Annotated in this window: 17 protein-coding genes; 14 read left to right on the top strand and 3 right to left on the bottom strand. The window is 72.6% G+C overall.

Translation table 11 applies throughout. From position 1 onward, the window contains the following. Positions 1-5: 5 nt before the first annotated feature. The 3 genes from NRK68_RS18605 to NRK68_RS18595 all read right to left on the bottom strand — a co-directional run bounded on the left by NRK68_RS18605 (position 6) and on the right by NRK68_RS18595 (position 2456). Positions 6-1286: a hypothetical protein gene (locus tag NRK68_RS18605; RefSeq protein WP_183066624.1), complete on the bottom strand. Its 1281-nt coding sequence runs from the start codon at positions 1284-1286 to the stop codon at positions 6-8. Positions 1287-1353: 67 nt separating this feature from the next. After that, the gene (locus NRK68_RS18600) at positions 1354-1869 is read right to left on the bottom strand and encodes a SigE family RNA polymerase sigma factor (RefSeq protein ID WP_046777894.1); all 516 of its coding nucleotides are present in this window, start codon (positions 1867-1869) and stop codon (positions 1354-1356) included. Between the two features lie 56 nt (positions 1870-1925). Then, positions 1926-2456 carry a GNAT family N-acetyltransferase gene (locus NRK68_RS18595; protein ID WP_257856263.1) on the bottom strand — a complete coding sequence of 177 codons (531 nt, stop codon included), beginning with the start codon at positions 2454-2456 and terminating at the stop codon, positions 1926-1928. 340 nt (positions 2457-2796) lie between these two features. Here NRK68_RS18595 and NRK68_RS18590 point away from each other — a divergent pair, with 340 nt between their 5' ends. From NRK68_RS18590 to NRK68_RS18525, 14 genes are all read left to right on the top strand, one after another. Continuing rightward, positions 2797-3183 carry a hypothetical protein gene (locus NRK68_RS18590; protein WP_183066622.1) on the top strand — a complete coding sequence of 129 codons (387 nt, stop codon included), beginning with the start codon at positions 2797-2799 and terminating at the stop codon, positions 3181-3183. Positions 3184-3306: 123 nt separating this feature from the next. Further along, positions 3307-4662 carry a type VII secretion integral membrane protein EccD gene (gene eccD, locus NRK68_RS18585; RefSeq protein ID WP_183066621.1) on the top strand — a complete coding sequence of 452 codons (1356 nt, stop codon included), beginning with the start codon at positions 3307-3309 and terminating at the stop codon, positions 4660-4662. Between the two features lie 21 nt (positions 4663-4683). Beyond that, complete coding sequence (locus tag NRK68_RS18580; protein ID WP_183066620.1) at positions 4684-6009, top strand: MinD/ParA family ATP-binding protein; 1326 nt, start codon at positions 4684-4686, stop codon at positions 6007-6009. 2 nt (positions 6010-6011) lie between these two features. Then, complete coding sequence (gene eccCa, locus NRK68_RS18575) at positions 6012-9986, top strand: type VII secretion protein EccCa (RefSeq protein WP_183066619.1); 3975 nt, start codon at positions 6012-6014, stop codon at positions 9984-9986. Positions 9987-10002: 16 nt separating this feature from the next. Further along, positions 10003-11421, top strand: a complete 1419-nt coding sequence (locus NRK68_RS18570) for a DUF6177 family protein (protein ID WP_257856262.1) — start codon at positions 10003-10005, stop codon at positions 11419-11421. A gap of 130 nt (positions 11422-11551) precedes the next feature. Then, complete coding sequence (locus NRK68_RS18565; protein ID WP_183066617.1) at positions 11552-11884, top strand: hypothetical protein; 333 nt, start codon at positions 11552-11554, stop codon at positions 11882-11884. 53 nt (positions 11885-11937) lie between these two features. Next, entirely contained in the window at positions 11938-12252 is a 315-nt protein-coding gene (locus tag NRK68_RS18560) for a pore-forming ESAT-6 family protein (protein ID WP_045320797.1), read from the top strand. Between the two features lie 72 nt (positions 12253-12324). Beyond that, positions 12325-12753 (top strand): DUF6507 family protein, encoded by a 429-nt coding sequence (locus NRK68_RS18555; protein ID WP_183066616.1) that lies wholly within the window; start codon positions 12325-12327, stop codon positions 12751-12753. After that, a complete protein-coding gene (locus tag NRK68_RS18550) occupies positions 12750-15563 on the top strand; it encodes a hypothetical protein (protein WP_257856261.1) in 2814 nt (937 codons plus the stop codon). Before NRK68_RS18555 ends, NRK68_RS18550 begins: the two co-directional genes overlap by 4 nt. Before the next feature lie 17 nt (positions 15564-15580). Beyond that, positions 15581-16435: an immunity 49 family protein gene (locus NRK68_RS18545; RefSeq protein WP_257856260.1), complete on the top strand. Its 855-nt coding sequence runs from the start codon at positions 15581-15583 to the stop codon at positions 16433-16435. 140 nt (positions 16436-16575) lie between these two features. Further along, on the top strand, positions 16576-17436 hold the full coding sequence (locus NRK68_RS18540) for an immunity 49 family protein (RefSeq protein ID WP_257856259.1): 861 nt from the start codon (positions 16576-16578) through the stop codon (positions 17434-17436). 7 nt (positions 17437-17443) lie between these two features. Beyond that, the gene (locus NRK68_RS18535) at positions 17444-18307 is read left to right on the top strand and encodes an immunity 49 family protein (RefSeq protein ID WP_257856258.1); all 864 of its coding nucleotides are present in this window, start codon (positions 17444-17446) and stop codon (positions 18305-18307) included. A gap of 59 nt (positions 18308-18366) precedes the next feature. Further along, positions 18367-19227, top strand: a complete 861-nt coding sequence (locus NRK68_RS18530; protein WP_257856257.1) for a protein kinase family protein — start codon at positions 18367-18369, stop codon at positions 19225-19227. Then, positions 19227-21473 (top strand): serine/threonine-protein kinase, encoded by a 2247-nt coding sequence (locus NRK68_RS18525; RefSeq protein WP_257856255.1) that lies wholly within the window; start codon positions 19227-19229, stop codon positions 21471-21473. The genes NRK68_RS18530 and NRK68_RS18525 overlap by 1 nt, the downstream gene beginning before the upstream one ends. Positions 21474-21483 lie beyond the last annotated feature (10 nt).

The following is a 21483-nucleotide window of genomic DNA, read 5'->3' as shown; positions in this document are numbered from 1 at the left end:
TGTCTCTAGTTGCGGTCGCGGTTCCAGCCCGGCGCGAGTGCGATCCCCTTCAGCTGCTCCAGTGCGGGAGCGGGTGTCCTGCGGGTCGGGGCGCCGTTCTGGTTGCCGGTGTTGAAGGCGGAGACCGTCACCCGCAGGCCGTCCTTGCGCAGGGTGTCCACGGTCCACTGGATCACCCCCTCGCCCTTCCCGGCGGAACCCTGCGTGATCTTGACCTTCGTGCCGTCGGACTCGGTGGTGACGTCGGCGCCGGCGAAGCCCGTGGTGCTCTCGCCCTTGCTGACGTTGAGCTGGACCAGGGAGTAGCCCTTGCCGTCGTCGAGCACGGCGTATCCGTACGAGCCCTCCCCGCCCCGGGAGCTGATCGGGATCCCGACCGGGACCAGCAGCGACTCCAGGGCGTCGGCGGCGCTGCGGTCCTTCAGCGGCGTGGCCGATCCGGCGCCCGGCTGCACCGGATCGGGCTCGGCGGGCGGCAGGTCGTTCAGCGCCGGGCGCCAGACCTGCGAGGTGACCAGGGTCTTCAACTGCGCACTGCCCAGCGGCGGGTCGGGCCGCGTGACAGCCGCGTCCTTCTCCGCCGGGGCGTTCCACTCGGAGGCCTCGACGAGGAAGCCCGCCGGGGTGACGAGCACGGCCCGCCAGCACTTGGTGTCCACCCGGCGGTCGGGGTACTCGTACCCCTTGAAGATCAGCAGCTTCGAGCCGTCCGGCAGCCGCTCGGTCCGGCAGTCGTCGTAGCCCTGGACGGTCTTGTCCCCGCACTGCGTGAGCTGGCCGGCCTGGCTGCCCAGGGGGTCCACGCGGGAGAGACTGACGCTGACGGCCGCCTTGCCCTTCCCGTCGTCGTACACGCCGGAGACGGCCGCGCCGCCCTCGCTCTCCGTGCCGCGCCCCGCCCTGGCCTCCAGCTTCCCGCCCTCGACGGCCAGGGCCTTCTCCAGATTGGCCATCATCCGCTCCGCGCTGACCGCGCCGCTGCCGGTCCGAGGCCCCTTCCCGGCCCCGGCGTCCGGCCCGCCGCCGGAGCCGCCGGTCGGGGTCGGCTGCGCCGCGACCTGGACCCCGTCCGCGCCGCCCGGGCCGTCGAGGAGGCCGCCGGTGTAGGCGCCCGCGGTCGCGGTCAGGGCCAGGGCCAGTACGGATCCCCCGATCACCGCGGCCCGGCGGCGGGCCACCAGCCGCCGGCCGCGCTCCTCGCCCGCGTCCACCAGGGCGTGCCGGTCGATCGTGAAGTCCTCCCCCGTCCGCCGGAGGGCCGCGCCGAGATCATCTTCAAAGGGCATGAGGAACTACACCTTCCGTTTCAGGGGTGGGGAGGGGCCGTGCGGGGGCGCGGGAGGTCCGGCGCCCTCAGAATTCCGCGAAGGCGGAGAGGCTGCCGCCCAGCTGCTCCCGCAGCCGGGCCAGCGCCCGCGAGCAGCGGGTACGGACCGCCGCCGAGCTGACGTTCATCGCGTCCGCGGTCTCCTCGACGCTGCGGTCCTCCCAGTAGCGCAGCACCAGCACCGCCCGGTCCTTGGGAGCCAGCCGCCCCAGCGCCTGCAGCAGGGTCATCCGCAGCGCCGGATCACCGCCGCCGGCCGCCACCGCCGAGGTGTCCGGCAGCTCGCCGACCGGGCGCTCCCCCGCCGACCGGCGGCGCCGGTGCGTGAGATAGGCCCGTACCAGCACCGTCTGCGCGTACGCCGCCGGATTGTCCACCCGGGATATCCGGCCCCAGTGCAGGTACATCCGGCCCAGGGTCTCCTGCACCAGGTCCTCCGCGAGGTGCGTGTCCCCGCTCGCCAGCAGACATGCCGATCGGTACAGGTGCCCCGACCGGCCTGCCGCGAATTCACGGAACCCGTCCCTGCGGCCCTGTCGCATCCACTCCCCCTCGCGTCCGTCTCACTCCCTTGACGCGACGGCGGACCGGAAACGTTTCACGCCCCGGCGGAAGTCCCGGCGCCGCCGAGGTCGTGGACGTACACGTGGAACTGCTCGCGGACAAAGCCCTCCGCCTCGTACAGCCCCTGCGCGACCGTGTTGTCGTACGCGGTCTCCAGCTGGACGCACGACACCCCGGCCTCGCGGGCCCGGCGCAGCACCTCGCGCAGCAGCGCCCGGCCGGCGCCGGTGCGGCGGCCGGAGGGGGCGACGTAGAGGTCGTTGAGGATCCAGGCGGTCGTCAGCGACAGGGAGGAGAAGGCGCGGTAGACCTGCGCGAAGCCGACCGTCCCGGATCCGGGGGCGTCGGCGAGCAGGACCAGGGACTCGTCCTTCGCGATGCGCTCGGCCAGGAAGGCCCGCGGGGCGTCCGGGTCCCCGACCTCCACCTCGTAGAAGTCGAGGTAGCCGCGGAACAGCGCGGCCGCCGCTTCGACGTCCGCCGCGCCGGCCACGCGGACCACCACGCCCGGATCGGCCTGCGGGGTGGACTGGTTGCCCTGCTGCTGCACTGCCTGACCGGTCATGTGCCTCTCCCTGGGGTGTACGGGGCGCGCGGGACGGCGGAAGCGGTCCCGAAGGACCCACGCTACGACGGGAGTTGCGGCCGGTGGCCGCCCCCTTCCGGATCGCGGCGGCGGGCCGCGGGCGCCCGGGCCGCTCCACGCTGAGCCACCCGGTCCGGCCCCCGTTCCGGCCCCCGGTCCGGCCCCGGTCCGGTCCCCGGTCCGGATGTGCCGGATCCGCACACATGCTCTATGTTGCAGAGGCAAAACACGGGGCCCGGCATTGGCACACAGTCAGGAGCCGCGCCCCGGAGCGGTGACAGGCGCTCGACGAGCCGGGACCGGGGGCGACGGACGACAGATGGCAAGGGACTACGACAGCCAGCTTCTGGAGTCGGTGGCGGTACGCCGCCGCAGGATGAGGGACGCCCTGCTCTTCGGCGCCCAGCGGGCGCGGCGCACGGCGGACGAACGGCTGGGGAAGCTGTTCGCGGGCATCGCCATCGCGGCCGTCCTGTGCGCGGGTTGCGTCGGCTGGTCCTTCGTCCAGCACACGCTCGCCAAGCAGAAGGCCGAGCAGCAGAAGCAGCAACAACAGCAGCAAGGCCGACTGCAGCCGCTCGACCAGCCCGGCACGTCCCCCCAGCCCTCCGCCCCGGCGAGCCCGTCGGCGGCGAAGCCGTCGAAGTCCCCCAAACCGTCGAAGACGTCACAGCCCTCCCCCTCGCACTCGGCCAAGTCGCCGTAGCCGGTGCGTTCGTAGCGGAAGAAGCATCAGGCGTGCAGATCCGGGAGAGTTCACGGTCCGGCAGCAGCGTCATGTCCCCTTGGCCCCGAAAGGTCGCAAACCCGCGATGATAGGTTCCCGCAAGTGGTGAGCACAGCAACGACTTCCCGGGCGCAACTGAGCCGGGTGACCCTGATCGGCGAGCGGCGCCGGGCGGACATGGTCCTGCCGTCCGACACGCCGATCGGTCAACTGCTGCCGGACATACTGCAGCTGCTCGACGACCGGGCCGCCTCGCGCCCGCTGACCCGTCAGCTGATCGCGCCGGACGGTTCGGCGCTGCCGCACGACAGCACACTGGCGACGGCCGGGATAGCCGACGGTGCGGTGCTGCGCCTGGTCAGGAGCCATTCCGCACCGCCCGCCCCGGTGGTCCACGACGTCACCGACCTGGTCTCGGACGACCTCGACCTCCAGGCGTGGCGCTGGCGTCCCGCCGCCCGGCGGGGCAGCGCGGGCGTGGCGACCGTCGCCTTCACCGTGACCGCAGCGCTGCTCGCCCGCCGCGAGTTCGCCCTGGAGTCGCTGGCCGCGGCCCTGGCCGTCGTCACACTCGTCCTGATGGCGTCCGGCGCCCTCGTCTCACGGGTCGGCCAGGGCAACCGGGGCCTGGCGACGGCGCTCCTGCTCGCCTCCGGCGGGCTCGGCGTCCTCACCGCCTGGACCGCCGCGGACGCCCACGACTGGCCGGGCACCGCGCGGCTCGCCGCCGTCGCGGGCGCGCTCGTCCTGACGCTGGCCCTGCTCGGCTACTTCTCCCCGCTCGGCCGCGGCGGGCTCTTCGGCGCCATGGCCACCGCCGTGATCACCGCCCTGTGGGAGGCCGCCGCCGCGGTCCAGGGCGACCCGGCCAAGCTCGGCGCCGTCATGGCCCTCGTCTCCGTGGTGCTGCTCGGCCTGCTGCCGAGGCTGGCCCTGATGGCCTCCGGACTCACCGCCCTCGACGACCGCCGCTCGGGCGGCGCCTCCGTCAGCCGCCACGAGGTGGGCAACGCGCTCGCCGCCACGCACCGCGGGCTCGCCCTCGCCACCATCGTCACCGCCGCCTCGGCGGCGGGCGCCGGCTGGCTGCTGACGCTGGCCGAGAAGCCCTCCGTGTGGACGGTCTCGCTGCCGTCGCTCGTCGCGGTGGTGCTGCTGTCGCGGGCGCGCGCCTTCCCGCTGGTGGCCGAGGTCGTCGCGCTGTTCGCCGCCGCGGCCCTGCTCGTCGTACGCCTGGTGATCCTGTGGACCGGGCACGACGGGGGCGCCGGCCCGCTCGCCGTCCTGGTCCTGGCCGCGCTGCTGCCGCTGCTGGTCCTCGCGGTGCAGCCGCCGGACCACGTGCGGGTCCGGCTGCGGCGCACGGCCGACCTCATCGAATCGGTGGGCATGGTGGGGCTCTTCCCGCTCGCCGTCGGGGTGTTCGGCGTGTACGGGCAGCTGCTCAACAAGTTCTGAGGAAGAGGGGCAGGGGCAGACATGCCGAACGCAGAGAACTGGCAGGGCGACGTCCTGCGCGACCTCAAGGGCGGAGCACAGCCTCCGGCCCAGGCACAGCCTCCGGCGCAGGGGCAGCCTCCGGCCCAGGCACAGCCTCCGGCCCAGGGGCAGGCCGGGCCGCACCAGCGGCCGGCCGCGGGTCCCGCCGCGCAGGCCCCCGCCCCGGGGGCCGGACCGCAGGCCACCGGAGCGCAGGGCCCCGGCGCGGCCCAGCGTCCGGCGGCCGGCCCCGGTGGGCACGCTCCCGCCGGCCCCCAGGGCGGCGTCCCGCCGCAGGCCCGGCCGTACCCGCAGGCCCAGGCCCAGCCGCCCCAGCAGCCGCAGGCACAGGCGCAGCCCCAGACCGCGTACGCCGCCGCCGGCCCCGGGCAGCGGAGCCGTACCACCCCCGACTCCAAGCCCGCGGTGGACCGGCAGCTCTCCGGAACCGGCCGCAAGCCCCGGCACGGCGAACCGTTCGGCGCCCGCGCCCTGCGCGCCGTACGGAGAACCGTTTCCTCCTCGGCCGCCCGCGAGGTCGCCGAAGCCACCCGCGCCGCCGAACTGCTCCAGCAGCCGGTGACCACCGGGCGCCAGATCGCCGTCACCTCCATCCGCGGCGGCGCCGGCAAGTCCACGGTCGCCGCCCTGCTCGGCACCACCTACGCGCACTACCGGCAGGACCCCGTCCTCTTCGTCGAGGCCGACCCGGCCCTCGGCTCCCTGCCCATCCGGCTCGGCGCCGAGAGCCTGCGCTGGACCACCGGCGACGTCGCGGACATCGTCGAGCCCCAGATGTCGCTGCTCGACATCACCGGCTACCTCGTCCAGCTCCGCGACAACGCCTGGCTGCTGCCCGGCAGCCAGGGCCAGATCGGCGCGATGCTCGACACCCGCGCCTACGAACGGGCCATGGTCGCGCTGCGCCGCTACTTCGGCGTCACCGTCGTCGACTGCGAGACGCTCCCCGCCGAGGTCGCCCGCGTCGCGCTCTCCGCCTCCCAGGCCCGCGTACTGACCACCCCCGCCACCCTGGACGGCGTCAGCAGCACCTTCGCCGTCCTGCAGTGGATGAAGGGCCTGCCGCCGCACATGCTGGCCAGCACCTGCGTCGTCATCACCGAGCAGGCGCCGCACTCCGGGGTCGACCTCGCCGACGCCGTACGCACCCTGGAGGCGGCCGGGCCGAGCGTCCACGTCCTGCCGTACGACCGCCACCTCGCCGACGGCGGCCACATCCGCACCGAACTGCTCGCCCACTCCACCCGGCAGACCGCCGCCCGGCTCGCCGCGGACGTCTTCCAGCTCTCCCAGAAGCGCCACTGACGATGAGTACCCGACTGATCCACCGCCCGGCGCGGACCGTCAGGCCGCCGGCGCCCCCCGAGGCGCGCACCATCGAGGCCCCGCCCAACCTCCCCGAGGGGAAGGCGGGCAGCATCGCGATGTCGCTGCTGCCCGTGGCCGGCGTCATGTCGTCCGTCGTGATGATGACAGTCGTCCGCAACAGCCAGTTCGCGGCGCTCGGCGCGCTGATCCTCGTCGTCACCATCGTCGGCTCGGTCGCGCTCGTCTTCTCCCAGCGCGGCAAGGCCCAGCGCACCCGCCGCACCCAGCGCGAGGCCTACCTCGCCTACCTGGAGGACCTGCGCGAGGAGCTCTCCGCCGAGGAACGCGAACGCGGCGAGCACGCCGACGTGCTCAACCCGCCGCCGCACGCCCTGTACGACATCGTCCGCGACCCGGCCCGGCTGTGGGAGCGCCGCCGCACCGACGGGGACTTCCTGCGCGTGCGCGTCGGCACCGGTGAGATGCCGGTCCGCGACCTGCAGATCGGCCAGCAGGGCTCCACCGTCCTCACCCCGCCCGACCAGTTCATGCTGAACGAGGCCTCGGCGCTCACCGCCCGCTTCCGCAACGGCACCGAGCTGCCCCTCACCGTGCCGCTGGACCGCATCGGCAACATCAGCGTCATCGGCCCCCGCGAGGACTGCCTGCGCGTCGCCCGCGCCCTGCTGGTCCAGGCCGCCGCCATGCACGCCCCCGACGACGTGGCGATCGCGCTCGCCGTGCCCGGCGACCGGCTCCCCGACTGGGAGTGGGCCAAGTGGATGCCGCACCTCCTGGACACCGAACAGCTCGACGGCCCCGTCGCCGCCCGCCGTATCGCCCCCTCCCCGGACCAGCTCGCCCGGCAGATCGGCCCTGAGCTGCGCCGCCGCGCCTCCTACGCCGCCGAGGTGCGGCGCGGACTGTCCGGCAAGGACGCCCTGGCCATGACGTCGCGGCTGCTGGTCGTGACCGACGGGCACGGGGAGGACGCCGTCGAACTGCCGCGCCCCGACGAGGCGGTCGGCCTGCGCGAGATGGGCGTCACCGTCCTGCACCTGCTCGAACAGCGCATCCAGGAGCCCGGCCACGTCGGCGTACGGATCACCGTCGACGGCGACCGGGTGCTCATCGAGGACCTGCGCCAGGACGAGCCCATCAGCGCCCACGGCACCGTGGACGAGGTCGGCATCCCCTTCGCCGAGGGCCTGGCCCGGATGCTCGCCCCGCTGCGCCTGTCCGCCGAGTCCCTCATCGACGCCCCGCTGTCCGGCCCCGTCGACTTCGCCGACCTGCTCGGCATCGACGACGTGGCCCGCCTCGACCTCGCGAGCCTGTGGGCCCCGCGCGGCGAACGCGCCTTCCTGCGCGTCCCCATCGGCATCAGCGACGCCCGCGAGCCCGTCCTGCTCGACCTGAAGGAATCCTCCGAGCTGGGCATGGGCCCGCACGGCCTGTGCGTCGGCGCGACCGGCTCCGGAAAGTCCGAGCTGCTGCGCACCCTGGTCCTCGCCCTGGTGGCCACCCACCCGCCCGAGGACCTCGCCCTGGTCCTCGTCGACTACAAGGGCGGTGCGACCTTCGCGCCGTTCGCCGACCTCCCGCACGTCGCCGGCGTCATCACCAACCTGGAGAACCAGGCCGGTCTCGTCGAGCGCGTCCACGCCTCCCTCGCCGGCGAGGTCAAGCGCCGCCAGCAGGTCCTCAAGGACGCCGGCAACGTCGCCGACATCGGCGACTACGCCGCGCTGCGCGCCGACCGCCGGCCCGACCTTGACCCGCTCCCGCACCTGTTCGTCGTCATCGACGAGTTCGGCGAACTGCTCACCGCCAAACCCGACTTCATCGACCTGTTCCTGTCCATCGGCCGCATCGGCCGGTCCATCGGCGTGCACCTGCTGCTGTCCAGCCAGCGCATCGAGGGCGGCAAGCTCAAGGGCCTGGACACCTACCTCTCGTACCGCCTGGGCCTGCGCACCTTCTCCGCCGACGAGTCCCGCACCGTCCTCGACACCACCGACGCCTTCCACCTCCCGCCGCTGCCCGGCTTCGGCTACCTCAAGGTCGACACCAGCCACTACGAACGTTTCAAGGCGAGCTACGTCTCCGGCGCCTACCGCGGCCCCGTACAGCGCGCCGAGGACGCGGACAGCGGACCGCTCGCCCTGGAGTACGGGGCGTTCAACTCCCTGTCCGAGCCGGAGAACACGGGCGGCCCGGAGCCCTCGGCGCGCCGCCGCGAGACCGGCCCCACCGAGATGGGCGTCATCGTCGAGCAGCTGGAGCACGCCGCGGGCCCGGTGCGCCGCATCTGGCTGCCGCCGCTGCCCGGCGCGATCGCCCTGGACTCCGTCGCCGGCCCCCTCGACGTGGGCGTGCGGGGCATGCAGCTCACCGCACGCCGCGACCGGCTCGTGGTGCCGCTCGGCCTGCTCGACGACCCGACGAAGCAGTGGCAGGGGCAGTGGTACCTCGACCTCACCGTCGCGGGCGGCCACGTCGCCGTCATCGGCGGCCCGCAGTCCGGCAAGACCACCCTGCTGCGGACCCTGGTCCTCTCGCTCGCCCTGACCCACACCCCGCAGGAGGTCGGCGTCTACGGCCTCGACCTGGTCGGCGGCGGCCTGCAGGCCCTGTCCGGGCTGCCGCACGTGGGCGGGATCGCGGGACGCGCCGACCGTGAGCGGGCGGCCCGCACCGTCGAAGAGGTACGCACCATGCTCGCCCTGCGCGAGGACCTCTTCCGCGAGCACGGCATCGACTCCGTCGAGCAGCTGCGCACCCTGCACGCGGCCGGCCGGCTGCCGCAGCTGGCCTCCGCCGAGATCGTCCTGGTCATCGACGGGTTCGGCGCGCTGCGCGACGACTTCGAGGAGCTCGACGACGCCGTCGTCGACATCCTCAAGCGCGGCGGAGGCTATGGCGTCCACGTCGTCGCGGGCATGCTCCGCTGGAACGACGTCCGCATCGCCGTCCAGTCGAACTTCGGCACGCGCGTCGAGCTGCGCCTGAACGACCCCAGCGAGTCCAGCATCGAGCGCAAGCTCGCCGAGACCCTGGCGCCCGACGAGCCCGGCCGGGTCCTCACCGACGGCAAGCTCTTCGCGCAGGTGGCGCTGCCCCGCACGGACGGGCTCACCGACACCTCGGAACTGGGCTCCGTCCTGGAACGCACGGCCCGCACGATCCGCGCCACCTGGAGCGGCGACGCAGCCCAGCCGGTCCGGGTGCTGCCGCACGTACTGGAGCCGCACCTGCTGCCGGGCCCGGTCGCCGAGCCGAAGCGGGTGCCGATCGGACTGGACCAGACGGCGCTGGCTCCCGTACTGCTCGACCTGTTCCACCACGACCAGCACCTGCTGGTCATGGGCGACAGCGAGTGCGGCAAGACGAACCTGCTCAAGACGGTCGCCGCCGGTCTCATCGAGCGCTACGGCGAGGACGAACTGGTCTTCGCGATCATGGACCCGCGGCGCAGCCTGCGCGGTGTGGTCCCGGAGGAGTTCAACGGCGGCTACGCCTACAACGCCAAGATGTGCGCCGGCCTGGCCGCGGGCATCGCCGGCGAGCTGGAACGGCGGATGCCCGACGACAGCGCCCCGCTGGAGGACCTGGAACCGGGCAGCTGGGGCGGCGGCCCGCGGATCGTGGTCCTCGTCGACGACTACGACGTGCTGACCACCGCGGGACAGTCACCGCTGGCCCCGTTCGTCCCGTACATCCCGTCGGCGGCCGACATCGGCCTGCACTTCGTGCTGACCCGCCGCGTCGCGGGCGCCTCGCGCGGGATGTACGAGCCGCTGGTGCAGGGCCTGCGCGAATCGGGCGCCTCGGCGATCGTCATGGCGGGCGACCGGGGCGAGGGCCAGCTGTTCCCGGGGGTGTACGCCTCCCTGCAGCCCCCCGGCCGCGGCGTCCTCGTCCGCAGGGGCCAGTCCAACCGCCTCGTCCAGACCGTGTACACCTCGGAGTGAAGGGCCGCAGAACCGTATGACCAAGGACGTCGTAGCTCTGACCCAGCGGATGCCCGCCCCCTGGACGGTGCTCGCGGGACTGCTGTCCGGCGGCCCCGACAAGCTGGTGGACACGGCCGGTGACGGGGCGGTGATCCAGCTCTGCGACGAGCAGGGGCGGCCGCTCGTCTCGGTCGAGGCGCCCCTGCTGGTGCAGGTCGAGGGGGAGGCGGAGCGGCTGCTCGGCGCCACCCCGCCGCGCGTCCCCTACTGGTGGACCGAGGCCCGCGCCACCACCGGCGTGCCCGAGGCCGAGCGCCTCGCGGGCACCTTCGCGGCCCGCCTGGCCTCGCTCGCCGGCGGGAGCGCCTGGCCGCCGGAGGCAGCGCGGTCGGTGGCGGTGGTGGAGAGCGACGGCATCGGCGTGGCGCCGACGCCGGCCGCGGCGCAGCCCGCCGTCGACGTGCTGACCCCCAACGTCGCCGTGGTCATCATGGACCGGCCGGTCGTCGCGATGACGGCCTGGCTCTCCGACGCCTTCCGGGCCGCCGCGGCGGCCGAGCGGGGCCTGCAGATCGTCACCCCGCCGGGGACGGTGCTGTCCCCGGCGGTGCTGGCGAACATGCCGGAGTGGCCCTCGCGGTGGGTCGTGCAGGACCAGCGGGCGGGCTACTACGACGGCCTCTCGGGCGCGGTGCTGCGCTGGCAGGAGGGCATGTTCGCCACGGTCGTCGCCCCGGACGCCACCGAGGACGACCCGCGGACGCCGGTCGCCGCCTCGTACCAGGAGGTAGCGGAGACGGCGCAGCGGCAGCTGGCCCTCACCTTCCGCACCATCCACCCCGCGGACGACCGGCTGGTCCTCGGCGGGGCCCTGGAGACGGTGTGGCGCGAGCTGACGGGCGCCCCGCCGGCGGGCTGGAGCACCGCCGAGCCCGCCAACCTGCCCTGGTCGCCGGGCCGGCTGACCGACGTGGCGTTCGCGCGGGCCCCCGAGCCGACCTGGTTCGTGGTGGTGGGCGGACCGGACCGGCCCGGACTGGCCACGGTGCGGGTGAGCCGTACGAAGGCGGGCGTCGAGGAGACCGTGACGATGGCTCTGGGCTACGGCGACGGCGAGGAGCCGCCCCTGGCCGCCCTCCCCCGGGTCGCGGAGGCGCTCGTCACCCGCCACCGTCTCCAGTCGATGCTCGTACAGCTCCGCAAAGCCCGCCGTGACCTGCTGGTACCGCCGCGCTTCGAGGGGCCGGGGGTGCCGCTGGCCTTCGTCCTGGGCGCGGAGGAGGTCCGCGGCATGCCGGACGACCGGGCCCGGCGCACACCGCTGGCCGAGGCTCCGGTGCAACTGGGCCCCAAGTCCCGCCCCGGCTACTACTACCCGCTGCCCGGGGATCCTTCGGACCTGGCCGGGTGGGCGGACTTCGAGCGGCTGACGCGGCATCTGAAGGGATCGTGAAGATGCCTGGCGGATTGTCATAAGTACGCCACAACTGGACCGTTGCACGTTGCAGCTGCGATGTATGTTGATAGAACTGGTCATACTGATGGCTGATTGACGGCCGTTCGAGAGCACGGGGGAGTGTGAGATGAAGTTCGACATGGGGACGCAGGTTCTGACGAACCTGATGTCGGGTTCGCGGACCTCGAATACCGATCTGGGTTCGCTGGTGAAGCAGCTGGTGGTGGCGGCGCAGCCGCTGGAGGGCAAGTTCCAGGGGCAGGGCAAGGTCGCGTTCGACTCGTTCAAGCTGCGTGCGGACGGGATCGCGAAGGAGCTGAACGCCTCGCTGGCGGCGATCCTGGGCGGCCAGTCGGGCATGGAGCAGGCGTTCGGGTCGGGTGACCAGGAGCAGGGCGAGAACGCGCGTCAGACGCAGGGTTCGGCGAACTTCGACGCGGCCCGCTTCCGCGGCCGCTGAGCGCGCAGGGTTCCGGGTCTCTCTTCTTACATCTCACGGGGAGTGTGGTTGTCATGGGTACGGGTGGGACGGACCGTCGTGCGTACGACGTGGGTGCCTCGACCGAGGTGCAGGGCGGTATCAAAGCGGTCATCGGGCAGCTGGAGCAGGTGATCGCCGCGCGTGAGGCGCAGGTGGCGGCGGCGATGTCGGACTTCGCGGCGGACGGTGTGGCGGACGACTACCACGCCAAGGAACTGCGGTGGAAGAACGCCTCGCAGGAGGTCAAGAACATCATCCAGCTGCTGAACACGACGCTGGAGAAGAACGACGCGACCGCGCGGCAGACGCTGCAGCGCGCGAAGGCCGCGGTCGACAACATCGGCTGAGCAGGATCGTTTCAGCCGATCGGTGGGACAGCGGGACAGTAGGGCAGCCGGATTCACGGGGGTGGATCGTCCATGACGTCATGGGACATCAAGCCGCAGGGTGTGCAGGGCCAGTTGAAGACCGTCGGCGGGAACGCCGGCGAGCTGGAGAAGGCCTTGAACGCGCTGCTCACAGCCATGTCGGAGGCGGCTCAGGCGGCGGGGACGGCGGTGCCGGGCTCGCAGGCTGAGACGAAACTGCAGGGCCCGGTGCCGGTGGGGGCGCCGCCCCTGTCGCAGAAGGCGATGGGGCCGGTCGCGGCCGCGCTGGGCGAGTACCTCACTGCCCGCAAGCCGGAGTTCAAGTCGATGGCGGAGCGGATCGAGGCGTGCGTCCTCGGCGCGGTCGCGGCGACGAACGAGTACCTGGAGGGCGACCTGGACCAGGCGAAGGCCGCCCAGGACGCGGCGAAGTCCGTCAACCTCGACATCCTGCGTGAGAAGACCGGGGGGAAGAAGTGAGCGGGGACGCGCCGGTCGATCCGGCAGAGGTACCGGTCTTCACGGGGAATCTGGCGACTCTCGACGCGAAGGTGAAGGAGATCTCGTCGGGCGGGGCGGCCGTCTCGACGAAGGCGTCCGACGTCCACAGCAGCTTCGGTGGCCTGCAGGCGTTCTACCAGGCGCCCGAGGCGGACCAGCTGTTCGCGACGACGAAGCCGGTCTCCGACCTGGGACTGAAGCTCAGCTCCGACATGTGCACCATCGCCGGCGCCCTGGGCACGTACTCCCGTGACGCCGCACCCGTCGTCAAGAAGCTGGAGAATCTGAAGGCGGAGGCGGAAGCGTTCCGCACGAAGGTCTCCAAGGAGGACAAGTGGCGTGAGGACGGCGATCTGATCGACGAGAACCTCGAGCGCCGCAACAAGATCGCCGAGGTGTGGGCCGAGTTCCAGGAAGTGGAACGCGCTGCCCACGCGAAGATCGTCGCGCTGGTCGGCGGCAAGCCGCTGCGGGTCAACGACGGCTCCAATGCCAAGGACATGTACGGCTACGACGCCGAGGCGATGAAGCAGTCCAAGTCCCTGCCCTGGGGCGACGCGGTGGAGGAGTCCATCCCCGCCTGGCAGGTGTGGGAGCACGCCTGGGAGTTCGGCAAGGGCGTCGTCGTCGACGGCGTCTGGGGGACCCTGAAGGGCCTGGGCGGCCTCGTCGGGCTGCAGGGCTGGGACGTCTTCAAGCAGTCCTGGACGGGCCTGGCCAAGCTGGGTACCGGCCTGGCCATCCTGTCGATCCCCGGTGCCGGCCCGCTGTTCCTGTCCGCGCCGGACGACAAGCTGCCGTCCTGGCTGCGGGACTCCCGTACGGCGATGAAGGAGACGGGCAAGGCGCTGCTGGCCTGGGACCAGTGGGGCTCGAACCCTTCGCGGGCGGCGGGCGCGGTCACCTTCAACGTCGTGACCACGATCTTCACCGGCGGCGCGGGCGGCGCAGCGGCGGGCGCGGGCAAGGCGGGCGCGGTCGCCAAGACCCTCTCCTTCGCGGGCAAGGCCGGTCACGCCATCGACCCGATGACGTACATCTTCAAGGGCGCGGGGGCGGGCTTCTCCAAGATCGGCGACGTGATGGCCGGTCTGAAGGGCGCGGGCAAGTTCGAGGTCCCGAGCATCAACCTGGACGGCGCGGTCGCCCTCCCCGACGGCGCCGTGATGCTGCCCGACGGCGCGATCCACCTCCCCTCCGGCGCGGTGATCCCCGAAGGGGCGGCCAAGCTCCCGGACGGCAACATCAGACTCCCCGAGGGCACCACCACGTTCCCCCCGGGCACGGTCAAACTCCCGGTCGACGGCCCGGCGCAGTTCATGGACCCCAAGGGCAACATCTACGAGGCGGACGGCTCGCTCTCCCAGGCCGGCAAGGACTCCCCGAAGGAGCCCGCAGCGGAGACGGGCGCGGGCGTACCGCGCACCGAGGCCCCCAAGGTCGACACCCCCGCCACCGCCAGGGTCCCGGAACTCGAACTCGCCGGCGTCGGCGGCCGCGGCGGCGACAACGGCATCAACCTCGGCTCCCACATCGACGGCCCGCTCCACACCCTGGACAACGGCCCTCGCGGCGTCGACAACACCCCGGGCGGCCTCGCCCCGGACAACATGCCGCGGGGCGACCTCAACAACCCGGGCGGCGGCCGCCCGGACACCCCGAGCACGCCCGCCACGCACGCGGACACCCCGTCCACGGCCGCCACCCACGGCGACGGCCCGAGCACCGGAGCCACCCACGGCGACGGCCCGGGCGGCCCGGGCGGCACCCACAACCCGCTGGGCGGCCATGGCCCCGGCTACGACGGCATCCCTGCCCTGGGCGACGACGCGGCCCGGGGCGCGGACGACGGGACGACCCCGGCAGGCAGTCACGACGGCCAGCCGACCCCCCCTGCCGCCGGACAGCAGCTGACGCCGGAGCAGGTCAAGGCCAAGCAGGACGAGTTCGTCCAGAAGGCGAACGACGACAAGGCCTGGTTCAGCCAGTACTACCGGGTGGACGGACACCGTCACAGCGTTCAGACCAAGATCGACGGCGTCGAGCTGCCGATCCTGGCGAAGGACAGCGACGGCTCCTGGATCTCCAAGAACAGCCTCCCGTCCGCCGGCTCCGAGACCAAGTTCGGCAAGGATCCGTTCCTCCGCGACGAGGCCCACCCCCAGATCGACCACCTCGACGACGTAGCACGGGACCGCAAGGTCTCGGTTGACCTCGCCAACGCCGAGCGCGCCCACAAGAACGGCCCCACCGCCGATACGCTGGACGAACTGGCCAGGGCACAGGCGCGTTTCGACACGCGCATGACCCCGAGGTGGGGCGAGAACACCTCCAACAACACGTCGTTCTCGGAACGACTGGGCGAGGACGCGGCACGGCTGCATGTGGTCCCGGAGAGGTTCCCCGGGTCGGTGGAGCAGCCACTGCCGAAGACGCCCAACGGTGCCAACATGTTCGACCAGCTGTACCGTCGCCCGGACGGCAAGCTGATGATCATCGAGGCGAAAGCGCCGTCCTCCAGCCTGCTCTGGCGCAAGGGAGTCGGCCCGGCCGAGGGCTTCATGGTGAAGCAGGGCACCGAGCCGTACCTGCGCACCATCATCGCCGAAATGGAACTCCGGCCGAACCTGAAGGTGACCGACCCCTCGGGCAAGGTCTGGAAGAACTCGGATCTGGCGGATGAACTCACAAAGGCTCTGGACAGCGGGAACCTGGAGTACGCCATGGTGAAGGCCAAGGATGGCGGCACTCAGTACGCTGGGGCCGTCCTCGAATTCTTCAAGATCTGACAAAGGAGACAGAGTCCGTGATCGTGCCGCGCCAGGACTATCCGAAGGACGAGATGGCGGCGGTGGTTCCCTCCATGGAGGGGGCGCTGTCCTATTCGCTGGAGGGGATCGAGACCTCGCACAACTCCAGGTCGGGCGCGGTCATGAGGTCGCTGAACGTCGCCTTCGTGCGCTGTGTCGGGGATCCGGGTGCCGTCATGCTGGAGACGTGGGAGTCCTGGCTGCTGGCGATGCAGGTGCACTCCGCCGTCTTCGCCGCCGTCGACCCCGACCGGGAGACGGTCACCTGCAAGATCCGGCAGGAAGAGCGCCACCTCGCGACCACCGGGCCGCAGACCTATCTCAACGCGAACACCTGGCTCAACGCCTTCTACCTCGCGATCATCTGCCGCGAAGCAGCCCGCCTCGACATGCTGTCGCGGATTCCGGTCTCCCTGCTGCGCGACTTCGGCGGCGCCCTGGACGAGTACACCTATGCGTGGGTGGAGACCCTCCAGAGCTTCTGGCTCCGCCGCGACGATGTGGGCACGCACCTGGTGCGCGCCGTGGACCTGAGCGCTCCCGAGCAGGCCCGCGTCATAGACGCCGAGACGATGAGCAAGCTCCGCTATCCGCCGATCATGATGCTGTACCGCTACCTGCGCAACGACGCCGCCGGCTTCAACGAGTCCCTTGCCGATGCCGTCCGCTGGCACAAGGAATACTGGACCGCCGACGAAGACCGCCGGCAGAACATCCTGGGCATCGTCGCTCTCGGTCCTCTGGCGATCGCCTGCCTGGCGAAGGCCAACGGCCTCCCGTTCGACGTCGAGACCGAGTACCTCCCCGAAGCCCTCCTCGACTTCGCCTGGCGCGGCGAGTTCGACGCGTAGTCCCCATCCGGGAGAGGAACGGCGGTGGGCCGCCCTTCGCGACGTTACTCCCTCCCTGACGGCCTCGCGGGGCATGCACCCGTACTGAGCAGGGGCAGAGCAAGGTCCCGTTCGATTCGTTCAAGCTAGGGGACCCTTCCATGGCTGTGACCGTTGCCACCCACCTGGCGGCCGGGCCCGACGCAGCTGGATTCGCCGCGCGACTGAGCACGTCAGTGGCGCGCCGCGTCGACAACCTCGAGGAGTCGGCGGACGCCATCGACTTCGCGTTCAGCACCGCCGTCCTCGCCCTTCAGGCGCATTGCGTGGCCGACCCGGAAGCGGACACGCTGGAGACGTGGCAGGCCACGGTCACCGCGATGCAGCTCGGTTCGGCGTTGTTCGCCGTGACCGGCGCGAGCGAGGGGACCGTGGAGTGCTTCATCAGCGGAAGGACGCGGACCCTCAAGGCCATCGGCCCTCAGCCGTTCGCCGACGCAGGCAACTGGCTCCTTGCCTTCTGGCTGGCTGTCATCTGCCGTGAACAGCGCCGGATGACCGAGTTGTCCGAGATTCCGCTGGAGCGACTTCGTTCCGCAGACGACTCCTACGAGGAGTTCTACTACCACTGGGTGGATGTACAGCAGTCCTACTGGCTCCGGCGTCCGGAGGTGGCGGAACGGCTCATCTCCGCCATCGAGATGTCGAACCCCGAGGTGGCACGCAGCCTTCCCCAGGATCTCCTTCAAGGCCTCCTGTATCCGCCGATCAACCTCTTCTACACCTTTGTGCGCAAGAACGTGGACGGCTTCGGCCCGGCCCTCGCGGAGGCGCTGCACCTCCACAAGGGTTACTGGACGCTGACCGAGGAACGCGCGGAGGACATCGACGGCGCGGTCGCCTTGGGGCCGCTCGCCATGGCATGCCTGGCTTACGACGGGAAGCTGCCGATCGGTGTGGAGTCGCCTTTCATCCCGAAGTACCTCGTCGAACACGGCTGGCTGGGCGAGTTCCCCACGTAAGGCGCACATGACCGCGATCGTCCCCCGCCAGGACTATCCCAAGGACGACATGGCGGCGGTCATCCCCGTCATGGAGGGTTCCGTGTCCTATTCGCTGGAGAAGTTCGAGACCTCGCACAACTCCAGGTCGGGCGCGGTCATGACTGCGCTGAACGTCGCCCTCGTGCGGTCCGCCGTGGACCCCCGCGCCGCCCTGCGGGAGACCTGGGAGTCCTGGCGGCTGGCCATGCAAGTGCACTCGGCCGTCTTCGCCGCCACCACCGCTCCCGACCGGGAGACGGTCACCTGCAGGATCCGCCACGAAGAGCGCCACCTGGCCACCACCGGGCCGCAGACCTACCTCAGCGCCCACACCTGGATCGACGCCTTCTACCTCGCGGTCATCTGCCGTGACGCAGCCGGCCTCGACATGCTGGCGCGCATCCCGCTGTCCTTGCTGCGCGCCTTCGGCGGTCGGCTGGACGAGTACGCGTACGCCTGGGTGGAGACCCTCCAGAGCTTCTGGCTCCGACGTGACGACCTGCGCACGCACCTGGTGCGGGCCGTTAACCTGTGCGTGCCCGAGCAGGCCCGGACCCTCGACGGGGACGAAGTGGCCAAGCTCTGCCGTCCGCCGATCATGATGCTCTACCGCTACCTGCGCGGTGATGTCACCGGCTTCAACGAGTCCCTGGCCGACGCCCTGCGGCAGCACAAGGAGTACTGGACCGCCGACGAGGACCGGAAGCTGATCATCCACGGCGTTGTCGCCATCGGACCGCTGGCGATCGCCTGCCTGGCCAAGGCCAACGGACTGCCGGTCGAGGTCGAATCCGGCTACCTCCCCGAGGCCCTCCTCGACTTCGCCTGGCGCGGTGAGGTCGACGCGTAGCCGCGGGCAGGGGCTTCAGTAGGGTGGGCGGAGATCAATTCGGGCGGGGGAGATCACGTATGGAAGCGCTGCGTCATGACGACCCCGTGCGGGTCGGGGCGTACGTCGCGCTGGCCCGGCTCGACGCCGAGCCGGACAGCACCGCCCCCGAGCGGCGGTTCGTCGTCCGCAGCGGAAGCGGCGACGGTCGTACCCTTCTCGCCCGGCTTCCCCGCCCCGGCGTCGACCCGACCCGCTGGGCCATCGAGGCCGAGGGGGCCCGGCGGCTCTCCGTACCCGGGTTCCTGCCGGTCGGCGAGGTCGGCGGCGGTGGGGCGGAGCCGCCCTGGTGCGCGGGCCCGTACGTTCCCGCCGTCCCGCTCCCCGGCGCCCTGCGCGCGCACGGCGGGCCGCTGCCCGACCCCGTCGTACGGGCCCTGGGCGCGGCCCTCGCCCGGACGCTGGCCACCGCGCACGCGCAGGGCGTCCCGCACGCCGGCCTGTCCCCCGCCGCCGTCCTGCTCACCGCCGACGGGCCCCTCCTGAGCGGCTTCGGCGCGGTACGGGCCGCGGCTCCCGACGGCGAGCCGCGCAGCGGCCTGCCGGGCCTCGACTCCGGCTGTCTCGCCCCGGAGCAGGCGGCCGGCGGGCGGCCCCGCCCGCCGGGCGACGTGTACGCGCTGGGGGCGGTGCTCGCCTACGCCGCGACCGGCCACACCGTCCCCGAACGCGACGAGCTGCCCTCCTTCCTCCGCGAACCCGTCACGGCGTGCCTCTCCCGCGATCCCGGGCGGCGCCCTCAGGCGCACCAGCTCTTCCCGCACCCGGAACCGGCCGGCCCGATGCCCCTGCCGGCGCCCCTCGTCGTCGCCCTCGCGCACCAGTCGGCGCGGATCCTCGCGGCCGAGCTCCCCGTTCCCGCTCCCTGGACCGACCGCTGATGCTGACCCCGCTGACCCCGCTGACGCCGCTGACGCCACTCACCCCGCTCAGCGCGCTCCTCCCCCTCAGCCACGACGACCCGCACACCCTCGGCGGCCACCGCCTCGTGGCCCGTCTCGGCAGCGGCGGCATGGGCACCGTCTACCTCGCCCGCTCCGCCACCGGCCGGACCGTGGCGCTGAAGACGATGCACGCCCGCATCGCCGCCGACCCCGCCGCCCGCACCCGCTTCCGCCTGGAGGTGGACGCGGCCCGCGTCATGGGTCCCGTCCACGGCGCCCGCGTCTTCGACGCCGATCCGCTCGCCGAAACCCCCTGGCTGGCCACCGAGTACGTGCTCGGCCCGCCCCTCGACGAGGCCGTCTCCCTCGCCGGACCGCTCCCCGAGCCGGCCGTACGCGCCCTCGGCGCCCTGCTGTGCGCGGCCCTGGCCCAGCTCCACGCCTCGGACGTCGTCCACCGCGACCTCAAGCCCTCCAACGTGATGATCACGGCCGACGGCCCCAAGGTCATCGACTTCGGCATCGCCCGCGCCCTCGGCGACGACCACCTCACCCGCACCGGCACCGCCGCGGGCACGCCCGCCTTCATGTCACCCGAGCAGGCGACCGGCCTGGAACACACCTCCGCGGGCGACGTGTTCGCCCTCGCCGGCGTCCTCACCTACGCCGCCTCCGGCCACGGTCCCTTCGGCAGCGGGCGCCACGCCGACCTCATGTACCGCGTCCGCCACGCCGACCCCGACCTGACCGGAGTCCCGGCCGCCCTCGTCCCCGTCCTGACGCGCTGCCTCGACAAGGACCCCGCCGGCCGCCCCACCACCTCCGGCCTCGCCGCCCTCCTCCACCCCGGGCAGGACGGCGGCTCCTTCGCCGGGCACCTGCCCCAGCCGCTGCGCATGGAGATCGCCCGCCGCGTCGGCGGCGTCTGGAACGCCCCGCCCCCGCGGCTGCCGGCCCCACCGGAGCACACCCTCACCCCACCGCTCCCGAGCAGCACGCCCCCGCCCCCGTCCGGCCTCTCCCGCCGCAGGCTCCTCACCCTCGGCGGCGGGTCCCTCCTCGGGGCGGCCGCCGCCGGAGCCGGCGCCTGGGCCTGGCTCGACCGCGAGGACTCCACCACCGCGAAACCCCCGGCCCCCGCCAAGGACCCCGCGTGGGACCTCCTCTGGCAGGAGCCCGTCAGCTACGCCGACCCCCGCATCCCGCCCGCGCCGCTGCTCCTGAACGGGCTCCTCCTCGTCGGCGAGTACGGCCTCAAAGGCCTCGATCCCGCGACGGGCGCGGCCAAGTGGGCCGACCCCGCCGTCTACTTCATGCGCCGCACCACCACCGACGGCACGAAGGTCTACGCCGCCGACTACACCCTCGACGAGGCCGACCCGCTCCGCGTCTCCACCGTCGACACGGCCACCGGCAAGCTCAACGCCCCCTTCAGCGAACTCAAGGACCTGCGGGCCATCCTCTACGGCACCCAGCTGCTCTGCGCGACGGCCGACGCCGTCTACCTGGCCGGGGGCCGCGGCACGCACACCCGCGACGGCTTCGGCAAGGACCAGACCTGGTTCCTGCTGAAGGTCGACACCCGCTCCGGCGGCAGGCTCTGGGAAGTGCCGCTGCCCGCCCGCCCCGCCGCCTCCCCGCACCTGCACTTCCTGTCCGCCCGGGCCGTGGGCAGGCACCTCGTCCTCGTCCAGCAGTCCGCGGACGCCGAACCGCGCCTCGTCGTCCACGACGCCCTGACGGGCAGGGCGCTGTGGGACAAGCCGCTCCAGGGCGCGCAGCCGGTCCTGAACCGGGCCCACCTGGCGGTGGACGACCGGCACGTGTACCCGGGAGCCGGCGAACTCGTCGCCCTCGGCCTCGCCGACGGCAAGCCGGTCTGGCGCTTCGAGGGCCTGACCCCGAAGGCCCGGTTCGGGCCCCCGGCCGTCAAGGACGGCGTGGTGTACGCGGTCGAGGAGAACCGCGGCCTCGTCGCCCTCGACGCCGTGACCGGCGCCCCACGCTGGGCGGAGAAGAGCCGCGCGGTGGCCCCCGAGGACCTGGCCGCCCCGCCCGCCGTCGGGCTTTCGTACGTGTACACCTACGCCGGCGCCTCGTCGGGGCTGGTGGCCACCGACATCCGGACCGGCGCCGTCAGCCACCCGTTCAAGGCCGCCCGGGCCCGGTACTTCGCCGACGCGTCCGCCGGGCGGCTCATCGCGATCGGCGGCGAGTACGTCGCCGCGTACCCCCTCGCCTGAGCACCCCACA

The sequence above is a fragment of the Streptomyces yangpuensis genome (assembly GCF_024666385.1).
Classification (GTDB): domain Bacteria; phylum Actinomycetota; class Actinomycetes; order Streptomycetales; family Streptomycetaceae; genus Streptomyces; species Streptomyces yangpuensis.
The sequence above is the reverse complement of the archived record's forward strand: the minus strand, read 5'-3'. Positions and strand labels throughout refer to the sequence as shown.